Below are 18,219 nucleotides of genomic sequence, written 5' to 3' on the forward strand. Positions count from 1 at the left end.
CTAGGCCGCTCCCAGCGTCCGGTCGAGGAGCGCGCGAAGCATCCGGAAGTGCCGCTCGCCGGCCGCCTCGTCGTAGACGGACGTGTCGGCCATCGTGTAGCCGTGCGCCGCGCCCGCGTAGACCTCGTTGACGTGCGGACGGCCGGCGGCGACGAGCGCGGCCTCCAGCGCCTCGACGGCTTCGAGCGGCATCGAGCGGTCCTGGTCGGCGTGGCCGAAGACGTACTCCGCCGTCGAGTCGGCGATGGCCAGGTGCGGGCTGTCGTCGGCGTCGGTCACCAGGCCGCCGCCGTGGAAGCCGCCGACCGCGGCGACGGTCCCGGGGAGCTGCCCGGCGGTGCGCACGGCCAGTCGCGCACCCATGCAGTAGCCGGTGACGCCGATCGGGCCAGCGCCGGCGTGCTGCTCGAGCGCCGCGACCCAGGCCGCGGCGTCCGGGCCGGACCGGTCCGGGGTCAGCTCGCGCACCCGGTCCATGACGCCGGTCCCGAAGAACGCCGCGCGCTCACCCGGGTCGCGCAGGTCGGCCTTCGGCGCCAGGTCGGCGGCGTGGCCGTCGCGGTAGAAGACGTTCGGCGCGAGCACGACGTACCCCCACGACGCGATGCGGTCCGCCATCGCCTCGATCTGCGGGCGCAGTCCGATCGCGTCCACGTAGAGCAGCACCCCCGGCCGTCCCCGGGTGCCCGACAGGTAGGCCTCGGCGGGCCCCGCGGCGGCCCGCACCTCGATCGTCTGTCCCATGGGGACGACCGTAGGCGCCCGCCCGGCGCCCGCCCAACCGCCCGGCGGATTCGGGACGGCTGCCCCTTCCGGCCAGGACGGGCGTGACGAGAACGTCGACCTTCGACCGTTCCCTCGAAGGAGATCCATGTCCTTGACGTCCTCGACCACTCCGCGCCGGAGCGCCGGCGCCCTGATCGCAGCGGCGACCGTGCTCGCGCTGACCGCCGGCCCGGCGGACATCGCCGCCGCGGACTCCCGGGACCGGGCGCGCGCGACCTCGCTGGCCGCGGCGCCCGGGTCCATCGTCTTCATCCGCAACCACAACGTGTGGCTGTCCCGCCCCGACGGCAGCGACCTGCACCAGGTGACGCGCGACGGGGTGGCCGACAAGCCCTACCAGTCACCGTCCCAGTCCGACACCGGCGTGATCGCGGTGAGCTTCGGCAACGAGATCGTGCTGATGCAGCAGAACGGCACCGTCATGAAGCGGCTGGACCCCGGCCCGCTGACGAGCGGCGTGAGCAAGCCCCTCGACGGGCCGCCCGTGTCGGTCTCGATCTCGCCCGACGCCACCAAGGTCGCCTACACCTTCGCCGCCTACCAGTGCGCCCACGGCGCGCCCTGCGGCGACCAGCGCGCCACCGCGATCACGCACACCGACAGCCTCACTGCCCCCAGCGTCTACGGCCAGACCCACTACTGGAACCCGTCGTGGGTCGGCAACGGCCGCACCATCCAGAGCGGCGGCTACCTGCACCAGATCACGCTCAACGACCTCGGGCAGCCGGCTCAGCACTGGTTCGACGACATCGACGTGCCGCAGGTGCCGTACGGCGAGGGCACCGACCTCGACGACGCCGAGCTGTCCCCGGACGGGCGGTGGCTCGGCGCCGTACGCGGCTACGACGCCACGACTCAGATCGTGTGGCACCGGGTGACCGGCAACGCGCAGAGCGGCCCCGCGCCGGCGGTGCCGAACCGGGTGTGCGAGACCAGCAAGATGGCCGGCCTGGCCGGCCCGACCTGGTCGCCGGACAGCAGCACGATGATGTGGACCGAGCCGGACGGCCTGTGGGCCACCACCGGCCTCGACGAGCCCTGCCCCAACCCGATGCTGGTGATCCCCAACGCCTCCCAGCCCGACTGGTCGGCAGCGGCGGTGAACCCCGGTCCACTGCCGGACAAGCCGGGGAAGCCGGGGAAGCCGGGCACGACCTTCTCGGTGACCAAGAAGGTGGCCGTCAAGGGAGTCGCCAAGGTGGGCAAGAAGCTCCGCGTGACCGGCTCCTGGAAGCCGAAGGCCTCCCAGGTGCGCTATCGCTGGCTGCGCGGCGGCAAGCCGATCAAGCGCGCGAAGGCGGCGACCTACCGGCTGCGCAAGGCCGACGCCGGGAAGCGGATCTCGGCCCGGGTGACGCTGCGCGCCCCGGGCGTGAAGACGTACACCGTCACCACCAAGCGCACCGCGAAGGTCCGTCGCTGAGCGATCGCCCCGGGTGACCGGGACTCCTGTCCCTGTCACCCGGGTCGCCCGTCCGTCCACACTGTCGGGCGTGGACGGGCGGGCGGCTGGGCACCCCGTCGGCGCGACGGTCGCCGGCGGGCTCTGCGTGACCCTCTGCGCGACCGCGCTCCTGCTCCTGGCTCGCGCCGACCACCCCTTCGACGTGGGCTGGTACGCCGAGCCCGTGCTCTTCGTGTTCTACCTGATCGTCGGCCTGATGTCCGGGCCGGTCGCGGCCCTGATCCTGCACCGCGGCCGGCACCCGCTCGGGTGGTCGACCGGGGCGATCGCCCTGTCGTTCGCCGCCGCGGCCTGCGTCCTCGCGTACGCCTTCGTCGCGACCGAGCGGGGCTGGCCGGCGGCCGGGCTCGCCGTCCAGGCCTTCGTCGCGGTCGAGGCGTTCGGCCGGACGCTGCCGGTGGCCGTGCTGCCGTGGGTGCTGCGCACCGGGCCGATGACCCGGACCGCGCGGCGGTGCGTCACGGCCGGCATCGCGCTGAGCACCGTGACGGGGCTGCTCGCCCTGACCGGCCACCAGGCCGGCGCACCGGCCAACCCGCTCTCGCTGGCCGACACGCGGGTCCACTCCGTGCTGCTGCCGCTGACCGTGGCGGCACTGACACTCTCCGGCCTGCTGGGTCTGGTCGGCGTCGCCGGTCTCGTGCGGCGCTGGCGCCGGGAGCCATCCGCCGGTCGCCGCGCCTTCGGCGTGCTCGCCGGCGGCATGGTGCTGCTCTTCGCAACGATGACGGCGCTGCTGGTCTGGTCGCCGACCTCGCACACCCTGGTCGCTGCGGTGACGCTGCCGTTGCTCTTCGCGGCCTACCTGCTGGTCTGTCTCTCGAGCGTGGTGCTGGTGCTGCGGACCTGGGAGCTGCCGATCGGGTCCGCCGTGCCCCGAGCCGCCGTCTGGGGCCTGCTGACCGCCAGCGTGCTCGTCATCTACGTCGTGGTCGTCGCGGTCGCGACCCGGCTGCTGCCGATCGGCAACGAGTCGGCGGGCGTCGTCGCCGCGGGCCTGCTCGCGGTGCTGGTCCATCCGCTCCGCCAGGCCCTCCAGGACAGGGTCGACCAGCTGGTCCACGGCGGTGCCGCCAATCCGGTCGTGCTGCTCGCGCAGCTCGGCGCCCGACTGCCCGGGACGCCGCGCCAGGAGGCGCTGCCCGCCCTCGTCGACGGGCTGCGGCAGGGGCTGCGACTGGGTGCGGTCGACGTCACCGGCGTCGACCCGCCGGTGCAGGTGGCGTCCGGCGTACCCCGCCCGGCCGGCGACCGGCTGACCCTCCCCCTCGTCGTCGACCACCGCCGCATCGGTCAGATCGAGGTCGAGGCCGAGGCGGGCCAGCGCCTCGATCCACGCACGATGCGCGCGGTGACGAACTTCGTCGGCCTGGTCGCGCTGAGCCTCGACCTGGTGCAGACCAACCAGCGGCTGCGCGAGGCGTCGCGCCGACTCGGCGACGTGCGACACGAGGAGCGCCGGATGCTGCGCCGCGAGCTGCACGACCACATGGGTCCGGCCCTGGCCGGGGTCGGCCTCGGCCTGGCCGCCGCCCAGCGCCGGCTCCGCCACGATCCGGGTGGGGCGGTCCGGCTGCTGGCGGATCTGGAGGCGGAGGTCGAGCGGCGTACCGAGGACGTGCGCCTGCTCGCGCGCTCGCTGCTGCCGGCTCAGCTCGACGACGGCGACCTCGCCGCGGCACTGACCGTGCTGACCGGGCGGTTCCGCAGCGCCGGGCTGCAGGTGCGCGCGGACTGCACCGGCACCGAAGCCCTCGACGCCCGCCGGCAGGTCGCGGTCTACCACGTCGCCGCCGAGGCGCTGGTCAACGCCTACCGGCACGGCCGCGCCAGCTGCGTCGACGTGCGCGTGCGCTGTGGACGCACGGGCGGGGTGACGCTGGAGGTCGTCGACGACGGCGTCGGCATCTCGCCCCAGCACGGGCGCGGCGTGGGCCTGAAGTCCATGCGCGAACGGGCCGACGAGCTCTCCGGTCACCTGTCGATCGAGCCCGGGGACGCCGGATCGGGCACGCGCGTCAGGATGGTGCTGCCGTGAGCGGGCCGATCCGGGTCGTCGTCGTGGACGACCATCCCGTGTTCCGCATCGGCATGATCGCGCTCCTGGAGGAGATCCCCGGCGTCGAGGTCGTCGGCCAGGCGGCCAGCGAGGACGAGGCGGTCGATGCCGCCCGTGCCCTCGGCCCCGACGTGATGCTCATGGACCTCGACCTCGACGGCGGCTCGGGCGCGGAGGCGACCCGCCGACTGCTGCGGGAGCGGCCCGGCGTCGGCGTCCTGGTCGTCACCATGTTCGGCGACGACGACGCCCTCTTCGCCGCGGTGCGCGCGGGAGCGCGCGGCTACCTGCTCAAGGGCGCCGGTCCCGACGAGGTCGAGGGTGCCGTGCGCGCGGTGGCGCGCGGCGCGTTCCTGCTCGGGCCCCAGGTCGCCGAGCGCGGCGTCGGCTACCTCACCGGTGCCCGCAACGCCCGGAGCGGACCGTTCGCCGAGCTCACCGACCGGGAGCGCGACGTCCTCGAGCTCGTCGCCCGCGGCCACGACAACGCCTCGATCGCCCGGATGCTGGTGCTCACCAACAAGACGGTGCGCAACTACGTCTACGCGATCTTCACCAAGCTGCGCGTCACCGACCGGGCCGCCCTGGTCGTCAAGGCCCGGGAGGCGGGCATCGGCGTGGACCAGCCCGAGCCCAGCGGTCCCGACCAGCCGGGATCCGGCGGCCCGGACGATCGAGGACAGCGGCCCCTGGGGCCGGGGTCGCCGGGATCGCGACGGTAGGTCTGTCACGGCACGGTGCCGTGACCGGCCTGCGCCGTGAGCGGAAGCGAGACCATGTCCCGACCCATCACCGAGGCGCCACCGGCACCCCGGATGCCGGCGGCGAAGCGGTTCCACTGGTGGCCGCTGTGGGCCGTCGGCTGTGGTCTGCTCGGCCTGATCGCCACGGTCGTCACCGACACCCGCGCCGGAGACGGCCCCTCGGCCACCGTCGGCGTCGCCAACATAGCGGCCCTCGACCACGAGATGTTCCGGCTGGGCGGGTTCGTGGGCTATCTGTGCGTCGCGGCGCTGCTCGTCTTCGCCGCCGTGTGGCAGCGCCGGGTCACCCACACCTTCGTGTGGTCCCTCGGCGCCCGGATCGTGACCTTCGGTCTGGTCGCGAGCGCGGCGGCGCTGTCGCTCGCCTACGGCTGGAAGGGCGCTCTGGGGAACTACCTCCACGGCGCGGCCGAGGACGACTACTACGACGACAGCGGCCTGTACGTCTACTACGTGATGAACGACTTCAGCCCGTACGTCGGCTGGCTGCCGGTCACCGTCGCACTCGGCGGGATCGCCTGGATGGCGTTCGCCGAAGGCCTGGTGTCCCGCCCCCTGGGCGCGGTCGCCGGCGCACTCACCGCACTCATCACCGCTGCCGTCGCCGTTACCGGCGTACCCGGTCTGCCGTTCCTCTCGATGTTCGGACTCATCGTCGTCGGGAGCTGGCTGACGGTCGGCCGCAGCCCCATCCTGCAAGGAGGACTCGCATGACCCACCGACTCGTCCCGGGCGGCCTCGCCGCCCTGGCGCTCCTGCTCGCCGCACCGACCGCGGCGACCGGCGCCACCCACCCCACCATCGATCCGGGTGGCGGCGACCCAACGCCCGACGACACCTCGCCCCCGGTGATCGCGGTCGACCGGCCGGTCGGGGACGTCGACGGGTGGCACCGCGATCCGGTCGACCTCGGCATCCGGGTCGCCGACAACCACACCGGCGACCTCGGGGTTCGCGAGGTCAGCTACACGATGTCCGGTGCGACCGTCGGGACGAACACCCAGACCTACACGAACGCCCGCGAAGTCACCGTCCCGCTCCGGATCGCGGCCGAGGGCTCCACCAAGATCGAGATCCGGGCCGAGGACCGCACGGGCCTCGTCACCACCCGCACCGAGTGGGTCGGCGTGGACACCACGAGCCCGTCGGTATCCATCGACTCGCCGGTCGACGGCAGCACCGTGCGCGTCGGCGAGCGCGTGCCGGTGACCTTCTCCTGCGGCGACGCCACGTCCTGGATCACCGACTGCGCGGGCAGCACCGCGGTCGGCGGCCTGCTCGACACCAGCTCCGCCGGGCAGCGGATGGTCTCGGTCGTCGCGAAGGACGTGGTCGGACGCACCACCATGCGCGACGCCACGGTCAACGTGGTCACGGACGCGCCGACGATCGGAATCTCCTCGCAGCCGGTCATCGTGGGCACGCCCCGCATCGGCGAGCGGCTGGAGGCGCGGCACGGCGAGTTCACCCCGCTGTCCTCGGTCATCTACCGCTGGTACCGCAACGGCGTGCTGATCCCCGGCGGTGCCGGCAGCTACTACACGGTCTCGGCCGCCGACGCCGGGGCGATGCTCCACGTCGTCGTGACGGCCACCGCCGCCGGCTACGAGGACGGTGTGTTCGCCGCGCCGGCGGTCGGGCCGATCCCGGCACAGGAGCCCGGCGGGGGCTCGGGTGGACCGGGCGGCGTCGGCGACCAGGCGGTCCGGGCCACCAGCACCGGAGCCGTGACCGGCGTCGCGCGGATCGGGCGGACCCTCACGGCCACCGCGCCCACGTGGTCGGTCGCAGGTGCGACGACCAGCCGGCAGTGGCTGCGCAGCGGCACGCCGATCCCGGGCGCGACGGGTACGACGTACCGGCTGGGCGCACTCGACCGCGGCGCGCGGATCTCCGTCCGCTTCACCGGGCAGGCCTCGGGCCGCCCCAGCGGCACGGTCGACACCGCGGCCACCAAGCCGGTCGGCAAGGCCGCGGCCAAGCTCCGCGCCCGGCTGGTCGGGGGCAAGGTCAAGGTCCGGGTCACCGCGCCCGGGGTCATCGCTCAGGGCAAGATCACCGTGCGTGCCGCGGGCCAGCGGGTCACGGCGAAGCTGAAGAAGGGCCGGGCGACGCTCCGGCTCCGTCCGGTGCCCCGCACCGCCAAGGTCACCGTCGTCTACCGCGGATCCTCCCTGGTCGCCAAGGCCAAGGCCCCGGTGCGTCGCTGACGGCTCATCCGACGTGCCCCTGCCCCGCCCGGGCAGGGGCACGTCGTCGTTCATCCATGGAGCAGCCGGGTGATCCGGCCCAGCACCACGGGCGAGGTCGCGGCCAGGAGCGTCACCGTCGCGACGCCCGCCTCGAGATGGTGGCCGATCCCGACCACCACCAGCACGCACGCGGCCGCGCGCAGCGCCCCGGCGGCGTACCGACGGGTGGGCGAGCCGGCCGCCCACGGACCGGTGCCGAGCAGCAGGCCGCCCACGGCGCCGAGGCTCAGCACCAGCAGCGCCAGCGGGAGGCGCGGACTCTGGAGGGCGGCGACCCCGGCCCAGCCGGCCGCGGTGACGCGCACGGCCGTCGTCCAGGCGCGGCCGTAGCGCGAGTCGACGGCCACCCAGGAAGGCCGCTCCGGACCGCCCGACGTCATGGTCGCCGCCCGAGCCCGGGGTCCTTCCCCGCGACCGCCGTCGTCGGGACGGCGGTGCCGGGCACGGGACCGTTCACGGCGCGACCGTAGGCACGACTCCATGAAGGGGGCGTGAAGCCGGCCGCGGTCCTTCATCGTCGCTTCATGCGCGCCCACCTACGGTCGGGTTCCCGGCCGCAGGGCCGGGAGTGAGCGGAGGGAGGCGTGATGACCGGGCTGCTGGAGCACCTGCTGTCCACGCCGGCCTGGTTGGTGCTGTCGATCGTCTTCGCGCTGCCGGCCCTGGAGTCCTCGGCCTTCCTGGGCTTCGTGTTCCCGGGCGAGACCGCGGTGCTGCTCGGCGGCGGCGCCCCCGGTGCCGTCGACCGGGTCGCCGAGCTCACCTAGGTGGTGCCGTGGCTCTCGACGCTCCCGGCGTTCCCGGCGCCTCCGAAGCTCTCGGACGCACGCGGCGGTCCGCCCCGCTACGGTCGCGGGAGGCACGCGGCAGCGACCTCCGCGGCCTGATCGGTGTCGCCGCCGCAGCGATCCTCGCGGTGGTCGCCTGGCTCCCGTTCCTCGACCGGCCCCTCTCACCCGACGAGGGCGGCTTCCTGCTGATCGCCCAGCAGTGGCACCCGGGCACGTCGCTCTACGGCAGCTACTGGGTCGACCGACCGCCCCTTCTCCTGTGGCTGTTCTCGCTCGCGGCACACCTCGGACCGATCGGCCACGCAGCGACCGGCGTGACCGCGCCGACCGTGAAGCTCCTGGGCGCGGTCGCGAGCGGACTCACCGTCCTGCTCGCCGGCCTGGTCGCGCAGGTGGTCTCCCCAGGGGTCCACTGGACACGGACGGCCACGGTCGTCGCCGCGGTGGCACTGCTGTCGAACCCGCTGCTCGGCATGCCCGAGGCCAACGGCGAGGTCTTGGCGCTCCCCTTCGTACTGACCGGGGTCGGCTGTCTCATCGCCGCGACCCGGCGCCCGTGGGGCCGCGACGCCCTGCTCCTGACCGCCGCCGCCGGCGCCTCCGGCATGGCGGCCGCGCTGGTCAAGCAGAACGTCGTCGACGTCTACGTGTTCGCGCTGATCCTGTTCCTCGCCTCCCGGCGCCGACTGCCCGACCTGGGGCATCGGATGTGCGTCTTCCTGGCATCGGGCGCCGCGCTCCTCGGCGCCGCCCTCGCGACCGCCGCCGTCCAGGGCACGACGCCGACGGGACTGTGGGACGCGACCGTCCGGTTCCGGCTCCAGGCCTCCGCGACCATCCGCTCCTCGGCGTCGACGGCCACCCCGGAGCGGCTGCTCCATCTCGGGCTCGCGGCGCTCGCCAGCGGCGTGGCCGTGCTCCTGGCCATCGCCTGCCTCGGTGCGCTGCGACGCTCCCGCGGCGCACGGGGGGCACGAAGCCCGCTGGTGTGGGCGGCGCTCGGCCTCGCGGCCTGGGAGCTCTGCGCCGTCGCGCTCGGCGGCAGCTACTGGCTCCACTACCTCACCGGGCTCGTCCCGGGGGCCCTGCTCCTGGTCATGCTCGCGCCGGCCTCCGGACGGAGCCGGGCTCTGCTCACCGGGTGCCTGGCCTACGTCGTGCTGGCGAGCGCGGTGGTCTGGGGTCAGCACGCCGCAGCTCCGGACACGGTCTCCGACGACGGGCAGGTCGCCACCTACCTGCGGGAGCACTCCGACCCCGCCGACGGCGTGGTGGTCGCCTTCGGACATCCCGACATCGTGGCCGCGAGCGGACTGCACAGCCCCTACGAGCAGCTGTGGAGCCTGCCCGTCCGGGTCCGCGACCCACGGCTGACCGAGCTCGGCACCGTGCTCACCGGACCGGCCGCACCGCGCTGGGTCGTGGTGGCCGGGGGCAGCCTCGACTCGTGGGGCCTGCAGGCCACCGCGACCCAGCAGGTGCTGGAGGAGCACTACGTCGAGCGCACGGCGTACGGCGACTGGCACGTGTGGCAGCACCGACCGGACGGGAGCGACCCGTGAGAGTCCTGGTGGCCGAGGACGACGTCCGGCTGGCCGACCTGCTCGACGAGTCCCTCACCGAGGCCGGCTGGCGGGCCGACGTGGTCCACGACGGCCGCGCCGCCTACGACCGGCTGTGCACCGACACCGGCTACGACGTGGTCCTCCTGGACTGGATGCTGCCCGGCATGGACGGTGTCACCGTCACGCGCCGGCTGCGCGACCTCGGGCTGTCGACGCCGATCCTGATGCTCACCGCCCGACGCGACCGACGGGACCGGATCGCCGGCCTCGAGGCCGGCGCCGACGACTACCTCACCAAGCCGTTCGACCTCGACGAGCTGATCGCTCGGTTGGGTGCGCTCCACCGCCGTGGCGGCCACCCCGGCGACCCGCCGGTGTAGGGCGGCGTCGGTCCAGGGAGTGCCGTCCTTCACGCCCGCTTCATCCTCCGCCACCTAGGTTCCCGCTGTGACGGATCCGAGGACCACCGCCACCCGGAGGCCCGACGCCGAGGTCGGGCAGATCCGGGAGCCGGCACGGACCGCCTGGTGGCGCGCCGCCCGCCTCTGGGCCGTGGTCGTGTGCTTCATCGGGGTCGGGATCGCCCGGTCGGCCCGGCTCGGCATTCCCTTCCGCGACCCGCACGGCGCCTACCTGGTCGGTCGCGTGGCGCTGACGTCGGCGATCTTCCTCGGGCTGGTCGCGCTGGACGGGCTCGTCCGCACCGACCACCCACGGTCGGTGCGGCGCGGGTGGTCGACCGTCCGCGCCCGGTGGACCTGGGGGCGGGTGGCCCTCGCGTGGACGGCGCTGCTGGCCTACCACGCGACGTACTTCACCTATCACAACCTGAAGAGCTGGGACGTCTTCAACGCCCCGCGCGACGCGATGCTCACCGCATGGGACCACTGGCTCTTCCTCGGACACAGCCCGGCGGTCCTCCTGCACGACCTGCTCGGCCAGCAGGCCGCCGCCTGGGTGCTGATGGTCTGGTACGAGGCCTTCGCGACGCTCGTCGTCGTCGCGTTCCCGGCCGCCGTCGTGCTGGCCCCACGGATGCGGGACGCGTACGCCGGGATCGCGGCGTTCGTCTGGGTATGGATCCTCGGCACCGCGACCTACTACGCGATCCCGTCGCTGGGACCGTTCCACGCCGAACCCGGTGACTTCTCGGGCCTGCCGCACCTCCCGGTCCAGGACACCCAGGCCGACTACCTGGCGCAGCGAGACCACCTCCTCGCGCACCCGCACGCCCCGGACGCGTTCGCGCAGGTGTCGGCGTTCGCCAGCCTCCACGTCGCCGTCACCGCCACGATCCTCGGGCTCGCGTGGTGGCACCGGATGCGCCGCACCACCGTCGTGCTGGCGGTCTTCCTCGCCGGAACCATGGTCGCGACGGTCTACCTCGGCTGGCACTTCGCCGTCGATCTCCCCGCGGGCCTGGCCATCGCGGCACTCGCCTGGGTGCTCGGCCCACTGACCGTCGGCGTACGCCGGCGACCCCCGCGAGCGGCGGGACGGCGGTCGGCACGAGCCGGCGACGACGCCCGCTGACGGCTTCATGCTCCCTTCATCGACACCGACCTACCTTCCGACCATGCGCTGCGTGATCGTCGTCCCGACGTACAACGAGGCCGACACCATCGGGGATCTCCTCGAGTCTCTCCGGGCCGTCCGCCCCCACGCGCCCGGCGTCTCCCTCGAGGTCCTGGTCGTCGACGACGACAGCCCGGACGGCACACAGCGGATCGTCCGCGCGCACCCGGGGTTCGACCAGTGGGTCCACCTGCTCGCACGACCGGCGAAGGACGGCCTCGGCGCCGCCTACCGCGCCGGGTTCGCGGCCGCCGTCGACGCCGGGTACGACGCGATCGTGCAGATGGACGCGGACGGCTCGCACCCGGCGTCCGCCGTGCCGGCGATGCTCGAGCTGCTGCGCTCGAGCGACGTCGTGATCGGCTCGCGCTACGTGGCCGGTGGCCGCACCGAGGGCTGGCCGGCCCGGCGCCGGGCGCTGTCCTGGGCGGCCAACTCCTACGCCCGCGGCGTGCTGCGACTGCGCACACGCGATACGACGTCCGGGTTCCGCGCCTGGCGGACCGACGCCGTCGCCGCGGCCGGCGTGCTGACGACGGCATCGACCGGATACGGCTTCCAGGTCGAGAACACCTGGCACGCCGAACGCCACGGACTGCGGCTGACGGAGCTCCCCATCACCTTCACCGAGCGCACCGCCGGGCACTCCAAGATGACCGGCGCCGTTGCGAGCGAGGCGGCCTCGCTCGTCCTGCGCTGGCGGATCGGCGAGCTGGTCCGCGCCGCGACCACCCTCCGGCCGCCGGCGGCCGCACCGAAGGACGTGGCGCAGGCATGAGGGCCGAGACCCGTTCCCGCACCGATCCGCTGGCGCGGCTCCGGTTCCTCGTCTCCTGGGCGGTGGCGCTGGCCCTGGTCGTCGCGGTCCTGCCTCGGACCGTCGACGTCTCCTGGCACGGGCTCCTGCCGGTGCTGGGATCCCTCCACTGGCCGGCGGCGCTCGCGCTGGCCGCCCTGTGGTTCCTGGGCCTCTACGTCCACTCCTTCGTGCTGACCGCGGCCGCGCCCAGCCTGACGCATCGTCGCGCCCTCACCCTGAACCTGACCGGCAGCGCGCTCGCGAACGTGGTACCGCTCGGGGGTGCCGCCGGCGTCGAGCTCAACCGCCGGATGATGCGCACCTGGGGGATCGACGGCCGCGCGTTCACCGGCTACACCTTCCTCACGAACCTCTGGGACGTCGGCTCCAAGCTGCTGCTGCCCGTGATCGCCGTGGTCGCGCTCGCGCAGGCCGGGGAGCGGCTCACACCGCCGGTGCAGGCCGCGGCGGCCCTCACCGGCGCGGGCTTCGTCGCCATGGTGGCCGGCGCGGCGTACGTGCTGGTCGGCCCGCGCGGTGCCGACGTGGTCGGTCGCGCACTGGAGGCCGCCGTACGCCGGGTGCTGCGACTGGTCCGTCGGGAGCGGGAGCTGGGGCTGGCCGCGGCCCTGCTCGACGTCCGGGCCCAGTGCGCCGCGCTGGTCGCCCAGGGCTGGCTGCGCATGTCCGTCGGGATCGCCGGCTACGTGGCCCTGCAGGGGCTGCTGCTCGGGCTCTGCCTGCATCTGACCGGCGGCGGGAACACCTGGCCCGAGATCCTCGCCGCGTTCGCGGTCGAGCGGGCGCTGACGATCGTGCCGCTGACCCCCGGCGGCATCGGCATCGCCGACCTCGGCCTGGTCGGCGTGCTGCTCGCGCTCGGGGGCGACCCGGCGAGCGCGGCCGGCGCCGCCGTCCTCTATCGCGCGTTCATCTTCGCCGTCGAGATCCCCGTCGGGAGCGGCGCCCTCGGCGTGTGGCTCCTCCGTCAGCGCTGGTCGGCCCGGCGAGCGACCGTGGCGTCCGCGCTCGTCGGCGCGGGCCGGGCGCGCCGGATCGCCCACGTCACCGACGTCTTCCTCCCGCGGCTGGGTGGGATCGAGACCCACGTCGACGACCTCGTGCGCCACCAGCGAGCGCTCGGTCTCGAGGCGGAGGTGCTGACTCCCACGACGCCCGACGGCGCCGATCCCTCCTGGGTGCGTCGGCTCTCGGCGGCGCAGGCACGCGTCGCGGTCGGCCGCTACGACGTCGCGCACGTGCACCTGTCGATGTTCTCGCCGTACGGCGTCGGCGTGGCCCGCGCCGCGGCCCGGGCCGGCGTCCCGGTCCTGGTCACCGTGCACTCGATGTGGAGCGGCCCCGGCGCGATCCTCCGACTCGCCGCGCTGGCCGGGCTCCGGCACCGGCCGGTGGCCTGGTCGGCCGTGAGCGGCGCGGCGGCGGAGACGTTCGGCCGGTCGTTCAACCGGTCGTTCGGCCACCAGCGGGTCGCGGTGCTGCCGAACGCAATCGACGTCGCGTCGTGGCGCCCGCCGGGCCCGGGTGCCGGACCGGGGCGCCCCGGCACCCCGCTCACCATCGTCAGCGTGATGCGGCTGATGCCGCGCAAGCGCCCGGTGCAGCTGGTGCGGATGTTCGCCCGGGTGCGCCGGCTGACCGGTCGCGACGACCTCCGGCTGGTGCTCGTCGGCGACGGCCCGCTGCGGGCCCGGGTGGAGCGCGCCGTGCGCCGCCACGGTCTCGACGAGCAGGTCCGGATCACCGGCCGCCTGACCCGCGACCAGGTCCGGGACGAGCTGGCCGGCGCCTCGATCTACGTCGCTCCGGCGCCGAGGGAGTCGTTCGGGATCGCCGCCCTGGAGGCGCGCTGCGCCGGTCTGCCCGTGGTCGCGAGCCGCCGGGGCGGGGTCGGGGAGTTCGTCCGCGACCGGCTCGACGGGATCCTCGTGGACGACGACGCCGAGTTGGCCGTCGCGCTGGCCGACCTGGTGCGCGACCGGGACCTGCGCGAGCGGATCGCGGCCCACAACCGCGCGGTCGCCCCCGGCTGCGACTGGTCGGACTCCCTCGACCGGACCGCCGAGCTGTACGAGCTGGCGAGGAGCCGGACGCGTGCGGCACAGCCCGCTCTCGGCGCCCTGCCGCCGCTCGTGGCGATGGAGGCCTGACCGCGGTGGCCACCATCGTCTCCCTGCACGCGCATCCCGACGACGAGGCGCTGCTGACCGGCGGCTGGCTCGCCCAGCGGGCGGCGGCAGGCGACCGGGTGGTGCTCGTGTTCGCGACCGACGGCGGCGCCGGACTGGCCGCGCCCCGCCCCGGATCCGCCTCGCTGGCACAGGTACGGCGGGTCGAGGCGGCGGCGTCCGCGGCGGCGATCGGCGCGGCCCGGCTGGTGTGGCTCGGCCACGCCGACTCCGGCATGGCCGGGCGACCCACCCATGACGCCCGTCGCTTCGCCGACGTCCCCGTCGACGACGCCGCCCGTGCCGTCGCCGCCGTCCTCGACGACGAGGCCGCCGACGTACTCACCGGGTACGACGCCAACGGCGGCTACGGCCACCCCGACCACGTCCAGGTCCATCGGGTGGCCCGACGGGCGCAGGATCTCGCCGCCACCCGGCCACTGCTGCTGGAGGCCACGGTCGACCGCACCTGGCTGGTCCGGCTGCTCCGGCTCGTCCGCCCGTTCGCGTCGCTGCTGCGCGGTATCACGCTCCCCGGTGACGAGATCTTCTCCGAGCGATCAGCGGTCGGCCTCGCCGTGGACGTGCGCCCCGACCTCGCCGCCAAGCGCGCCTCCCTCGCCGCTCACGCCTCGCAGCGCACCGGCGGCCTGCGCACCGTCACCCTGCTGCTCGCGCTGCCCCGGCCGCTGTCCGGACGCGTGCTCGGGACCGAGTGGTTCGTCGAGGTCGCCTGACCTCCCGGCGGACCGGAGCAGCCGCTCCAGGACCACCGCGGCCAGCAGCGCCAGGCCCATCGTGGTGCTGCCCAGCACGTCGGTGGGCCAGTGGACGCCCAGGTAGACCCGGCTGAGGCTGACCAGGGTCGCGATCACGACCGCGAGGGCCACCGCACCGATGGTCACCGCGGTGCCGAGCCGGCGCCGTTCGCGGCCGAGCCCGGGTCTGGCGTACCCGACCACGACGAGGGCGAGCATGCCCCAGCCCACCCAGGCCTGGGCGGTGTGGCCCGAGGGGTAGGACCAGCCCGACGCGGGTGCGATCCAGTCGGTCGCCGGCGGTCGCGGTCGCTGCAGCCACGCTCCGACGACGACGTGGAGCACGGCGGCGACGCCGTACACGAGCGCCGTGGTGACGATCGGCCGCCACGTCCGCAGCCGCCACCCGACGGTGCCCATGACGATGACCAGCAGCGGCACCAGGACCGCGTTCGAGCCCAGGTGCGTGACGAGTCGGAAGAAGGCGTCGAGCGCGGGCACGCGATGGGCCACGACCCAGTCGTGGATGCCGGGATCGTCGGCGGCGAGCTCGTCGTGCCCGGCGACGTCCTGGGTGATCGCGAGGAACGACCAGGTCAGCACCGCGAGCACCACCCCGGCCGCGGTCGCGGCGAGCCCGCGGCCCGTCCCGCCGTCCAGCCGGCGACGGATCCAGCCGGCGGTGCGGGGGAAGCGAGCACCCGCCCATCGGACCGGGTCGCCGTCCCGCAGCCGCACGAGCACGGCAGCGCCGGACGTACGCCGGGCCCGGCGCCAGGCCACCCCCGCGGAGAGGAGGACCACGAGCAGCACCAGCGCACCGAGGCCGACCCGGGAGGCGACGTGCTCGACGCGCTGCCAGCTGCGGCCACCCAGGTAGCCGAGCAGCACCGACAGCACGACCCAGCCCGCGGCGCCGGCGACGTTGTAGACGGCGAAGGTGCGGTACCGCATCCCCACCATCCCCGCGGCTCCCGGGATCATCACCCGCAGCGCCGCGGTGAACCTGCCGAGGAAGACCGCGCGACCGCCCCGGGCGGCCAGGTAGCGCTCCGCCCGGTCGAGGCGGTCGCGCTCGACGAACCGGCCGAGGGTGCCGCCGAGGACGCGGTGACCGTAGCGACGGCCGACGGCGTACCCCACGATGTCTCCGACGACCGCCCCCGCGAACCCCGCGGCCAGCACGGCGACCAGGGCCACCCGGCCCTGCTGGGCCAGCAGCCCGCCGAGGATCAGCGCGATCTCGCCCGGGAAGACGAACCCGACAAAGGCGGAGGACTCCAGCGCGGGGAGCGCGAACACGGCGACGAGAGCGGCCCAGGCCGGGAACCCCAGCAGCAGCGCGGCGACACGGTCGGTCATGGCCTCACTCCCCCGGGCTCACGAGATCCGGCCCGGAGGCGAGGTCGGGAAGGCCGCCGGGCGAGCCGGCCTCCAGGCGTGCCGACCCGGAACCGTGGCGACGAGCCCGACGACCTTCACGCCTCGAAGGTAGGAACCCGCGGATGAAGGCAGCATGAAGAGCCGCGCCCAGGCGTCATCCCGCGGTTCGGCCTCGACCCGATCCCCGGCGACGGCATGCTTGCGCCATATACCCCTCAGGGGTATGTTCTCGATCCGTCAGAGATTGATACCCCCATGGGGTATCCGAAGCACGGGGCCCGACGGGGACACGCCACCACCCAGGAGACCGACAATGTCCGACACGAGCACCGCTCCGTCGCCACCGCAACGCCGATGGCTCGGCCTGGCCGTCATCGCCGCGGCCCAGTTCATGGTCATCATGGACACCTCCATCATCGGCGTCGCGCTCCCGCAGATGCAGGACGACCTCGGGTTCTCCCCGGAGGACCTGACCTGGGTCTTCAACGCCTACGTCATCGCGTTCGGCGGGCTCCTCCTCGCCGGCGGCAAGCTCGCCGACCTCTATGGCGCCCGCCGCGTCTTCACTGCCGGCTGGGTCGTCCTGGCCGCCGGCTCGCTGGTCGCCGGCCTGGCCGGCAACGTCGCCGTCGAGCTCACCGGCCGCGCGCTCCAGGGCGCCGGCTCCGCGCTGATCGCGCCCGCCGCCCTGACCATGCTGATGATGCTGTTCGGCCGAGAGCCCCGCGAGCTGACCAAGGCCCTCGCGGTCTACGGCGCCGCGGCGCCGGCCGGCGGCACCGCCGGGGTGTTCCTCGGTGGCGTGCTGACCGAGTACGCCTCGTGGCCGTGGGTGTTCCTCGTCAACCTGCCCATCGCGGCCGTCATCCTGGCCGTCACGCCCTCACTTCTCCCCGCGGGACGCGCCGGCTCCCAGGTCCGGGTCGACGTGTTCGGCGCGGTCACCGTGACCGGTGGTCTCACGGCGGCGGTGTACGGCATCGTCTCCGCTCCCGAGGTCGGTTGGAGCTCCTGGCGCACCTGGGCCGCCCTGGGCCTCGCCGCCGTCCTGCTGGTCGCGTTCGTGGTCCGCCAGGCCAGGGCCGCCCAGCCCCTGGTCCGGCTCGGCATCTTCGCCGCGCCCAACCTGGGTGCCGCCAACCTCGCCCAGGCGCTGCTCGGCGCCGCCTGGGTCCCGATGTGGTTCTTCCTCAACCTCTACCTGCAGCAGGTCCTCGGCTACTCGGCCTTCCCCTCCGGCGCGGCGCTGCTGCCCATGACCGCACTCATCATGATCGGCATGGCGCTGATCGCTCCGCGCGTCATCACCGCGATCGGACCCAAGCGCACCACGGTCGCCGGCCTGGCCATCCTCACCGTGGGCCTCGGCTGGCTCTCCCGGGTCGACCCCGACGGCAGCTTCGTGGTCGACGTCCTGCCCGCCTCCCTGGTGGCCGCGCTCGGCATGGCGTTGGCGTTCATCCCGTCCCTCGGCACCGCCATCACCTCCGCGGCTCCCGACGAGGGTGGTCTCGCCTCCGGCATCGTGAACACCAGCTACCAGGTCGGCTCCGCCCTGGGCCTGGCCGTCATCACCGCCGTCGCAGCCGCCGCCGGGGCGAGTGCGGTGGCAGACCCGGCGGCCCGGACCGACGGCTACTCCGCGGCGTTCCTCGCCGCCGCCGTCGTCGCGCTCGCGGGCGCCGTCGCCTCGGCCGCGCTCCTGCGGCCCGCACCGACGGCACCCGCGCCTGGCGACGCGTCGCCAACAGCCGCGTCACGGGTCTGACGCGGCTCTGCCGACTGCCGCCGGACTCACGGGTCCGGCGGCAGTCGCGAGCCCGCGCTCAGATC

15 protein-coding genes and 1 pseudogene are annotated in these 18,219 nt (G+C 74.5%); 13 read left to right on the forward strand and 3 right to left on the reverse strand.

Annotated elements, in window-relative coordinates; genetic code table 11:
- Positions 1-744, reverse strand: coding sequence for a dienelactone hydrolase family protein (locus FHU40_RS03515; protein ID WP_183590881.1), 744 nt, complete (start codon positions 742-744; stop codon positions 1-3).
- A 127-nt stretch (positions 745-871) separates the two neighbouring features.
- Between FHU40_RS03515 and FHU40_RS03520 the strand changes: the two genes are divergently transcribed.
- The 5 genes from FHU40_RS03520 (at position 872) to FHU40_RS03540 (ending at position 7,284) form a co-directional block, all read left to right on the forward strand.
- Positions 872-2,209 (forward strand): hypothetical protein, encoded by a 1,338-nt coding sequence (locus FHU40_RS03520; RefSeq protein ID WP_183590882.1) that lies wholly within the window; start codon positions 872-874, stop codon positions 2,207-2,209.
- 70 nt (positions 2,210-2,279) lie between these two features.
- Entirely contained in the window at positions 2,280-4,289 is a 2,010-nt protein-coding gene (locus FHU40_RS29300; RefSeq protein WP_183590883.1) for an ATP-binding protein, read from the forward strand.
- Complete coding sequence (locus FHU40_RS29305; protein ID WP_343057707.1) at positions 4,286-5,032, forward strand: response regulator transcription factor; 747 nt, start codon at positions 4,286-4,288, stop codon at positions 5,030-5,032. Before FHU40_RS29300 ends, FHU40_RS29305 begins: the two co-directional genes overlap by 4 nt.
- A 54-nt stretch (positions 5,033-5,086) precedes the next feature.
- The gene (locus FHU40_RS03535; RefSeq protein ID WP_183590884.1) at positions 5,087-5,788 is read left to right on the forward strand and encodes a hypothetical protein; all 702 of its coding nucleotides are present in this window, start codon (positions 5,087-5,089) and stop codon (positions 5,786-5,788) included.
- Positions 5,785-7,284 (forward strand): hypothetical protein, encoded by a 1,500-nt coding sequence (locus tag FHU40_RS03540; RefSeq protein WP_183590885.1) that lies wholly within the window; start codon positions 5,785-5,787, stop codon positions 7,282-7,284. Before FHU40_RS03535 ends, FHU40_RS03540 begins: the two co-directional genes overlap by 4 nt.
- Before the next feature lie 50 nt (positions 7,285-7,334).
- On the opposite strand, the gene FHU40_RS03545 is transcribed toward FHU40_RS03540, so the two are convergent.
- Entirely contained in the window at positions 7,335-7,673 is a 339-nt protein-coding gene (locus FHU40_RS03545) for a hypothetical protein (protein WP_221199491.1), read from the reverse strand.
- Between the two features lie 240 nt (positions 7,674-7,913).
- Between FHU40_RS03545 and FHU40_RS03550 the strand changes: the two genes are divergently transcribed.
- The 7 genes from FHU40_RS03550 (at position 7,914) to FHU40_RS03580 (ending at position 14,982) form a co-directional block, all read left to right on the forward strand.
- Entirely contained in the window at positions 7,914-8,093 is a 180-nt protein-coding gene (locus tag FHU40_RS03550) for a hypothetical protein (protein ID WP_221199492.1), read from the forward strand.
- An 8-nt stretch (positions 8,094-8,101) separates the two neighbouring features.
- Entirely contained in the window at positions 8,102-9,679 is a 1,578-nt protein-coding gene (locus FHU40_RS03555; protein ID WP_343057708.1) for a hypothetical protein, read from the forward strand.
- Positions 9,676-10,062: a response regulator gene (locus FHU40_RS03560; protein WP_183590887.1), complete on the forward strand. Its 387-nt coding sequence runs from the start codon at positions 9,676-9,678 to the stop codon at positions 10,060-10,062. The genes FHU40_RS03555 and FHU40_RS03560 overlap by 4 nt, the downstream gene beginning before the upstream one ends.
- 67 nt (positions 10,063-10,129) lie before the next feature.
- Positions 10,130-11,215 (forward strand): phosphatase PAP2 family protein, encoded by a 1,086-nt coding sequence (locus FHU40_RS29310; protein WP_343057709.1) that lies wholly within the window; start codon positions 10,130-10,132, stop codon positions 11,213-11,215.
- Between the two features lie 43 nt (positions 11,216-11,258).
- Positions 11,259-12,035 carry a polyprenol monophosphomannose synthase gene (locus tag FHU40_RS03570; protein ID WP_183590888.1) on the forward strand — a complete coding sequence of 259 codons (777 nt, stop codon included), beginning with the start codon at positions 11,259-11,261 and terminating at the stop codon, positions 12,033-12,035.
- Complete coding sequence (locus FHU40_RS03575) at positions 12,032-14,227, forward strand: glycosyltransferase (protein WP_183590889.1); 2,196 nt, start codon at positions 12,032-12,034, stop codon at positions 14,225-14,227. The genes FHU40_RS03570 and FHU40_RS03575 overlap by 4 nt, the downstream gene beginning before the upstream one ends.
- 5 nt (positions 14,228-14,232) lie before the next feature.
- Entirely contained in the window at positions 14,233-14,982 is a 750-nt protein-coding gene (locus tag FHU40_RS03580; RefSeq protein ID WP_183590890.1) for a PIG-L family deacetylase, read from the forward strand.
- Between the two features lie 42 nt (positions 14,983-15,024).
- Here the strand turns inward: FHU40_RS03580 and FHU40_RS27965 are convergent.
- Positions 15,025-16,365: pseudogene (locus FHU40_RS27965) on the reverse strand (bifunctional DedA family/phosphatase PAP2 family protein); the annotation flags it as partial.
- Positions 16,366-16,699: 334 nt separating this feature from the next.
- Here FHU40_RS27965 and FHU40_RS03595 point away from each other — a divergent pair.
- Positions 16,700-18,154, forward strand: coding sequence for an MFS transporter (locus FHU40_RS03595; protein WP_183590891.1), 1,455 nt, complete (start codon positions 16,700-16,702; stop codon positions 18,152-18,154).
- Positions 18,155-18,219 lie beyond the last annotated feature (65 nt).

This window comes from Nocardioides soli (genome assembly GCF_014191495.1).
Taxonomy (GTDB): Bacteria; Actinomycetota; Actinomycetes; order Propionibacteriales; family Nocardioidaceae; genus Nocardioides; species Nocardioides soli.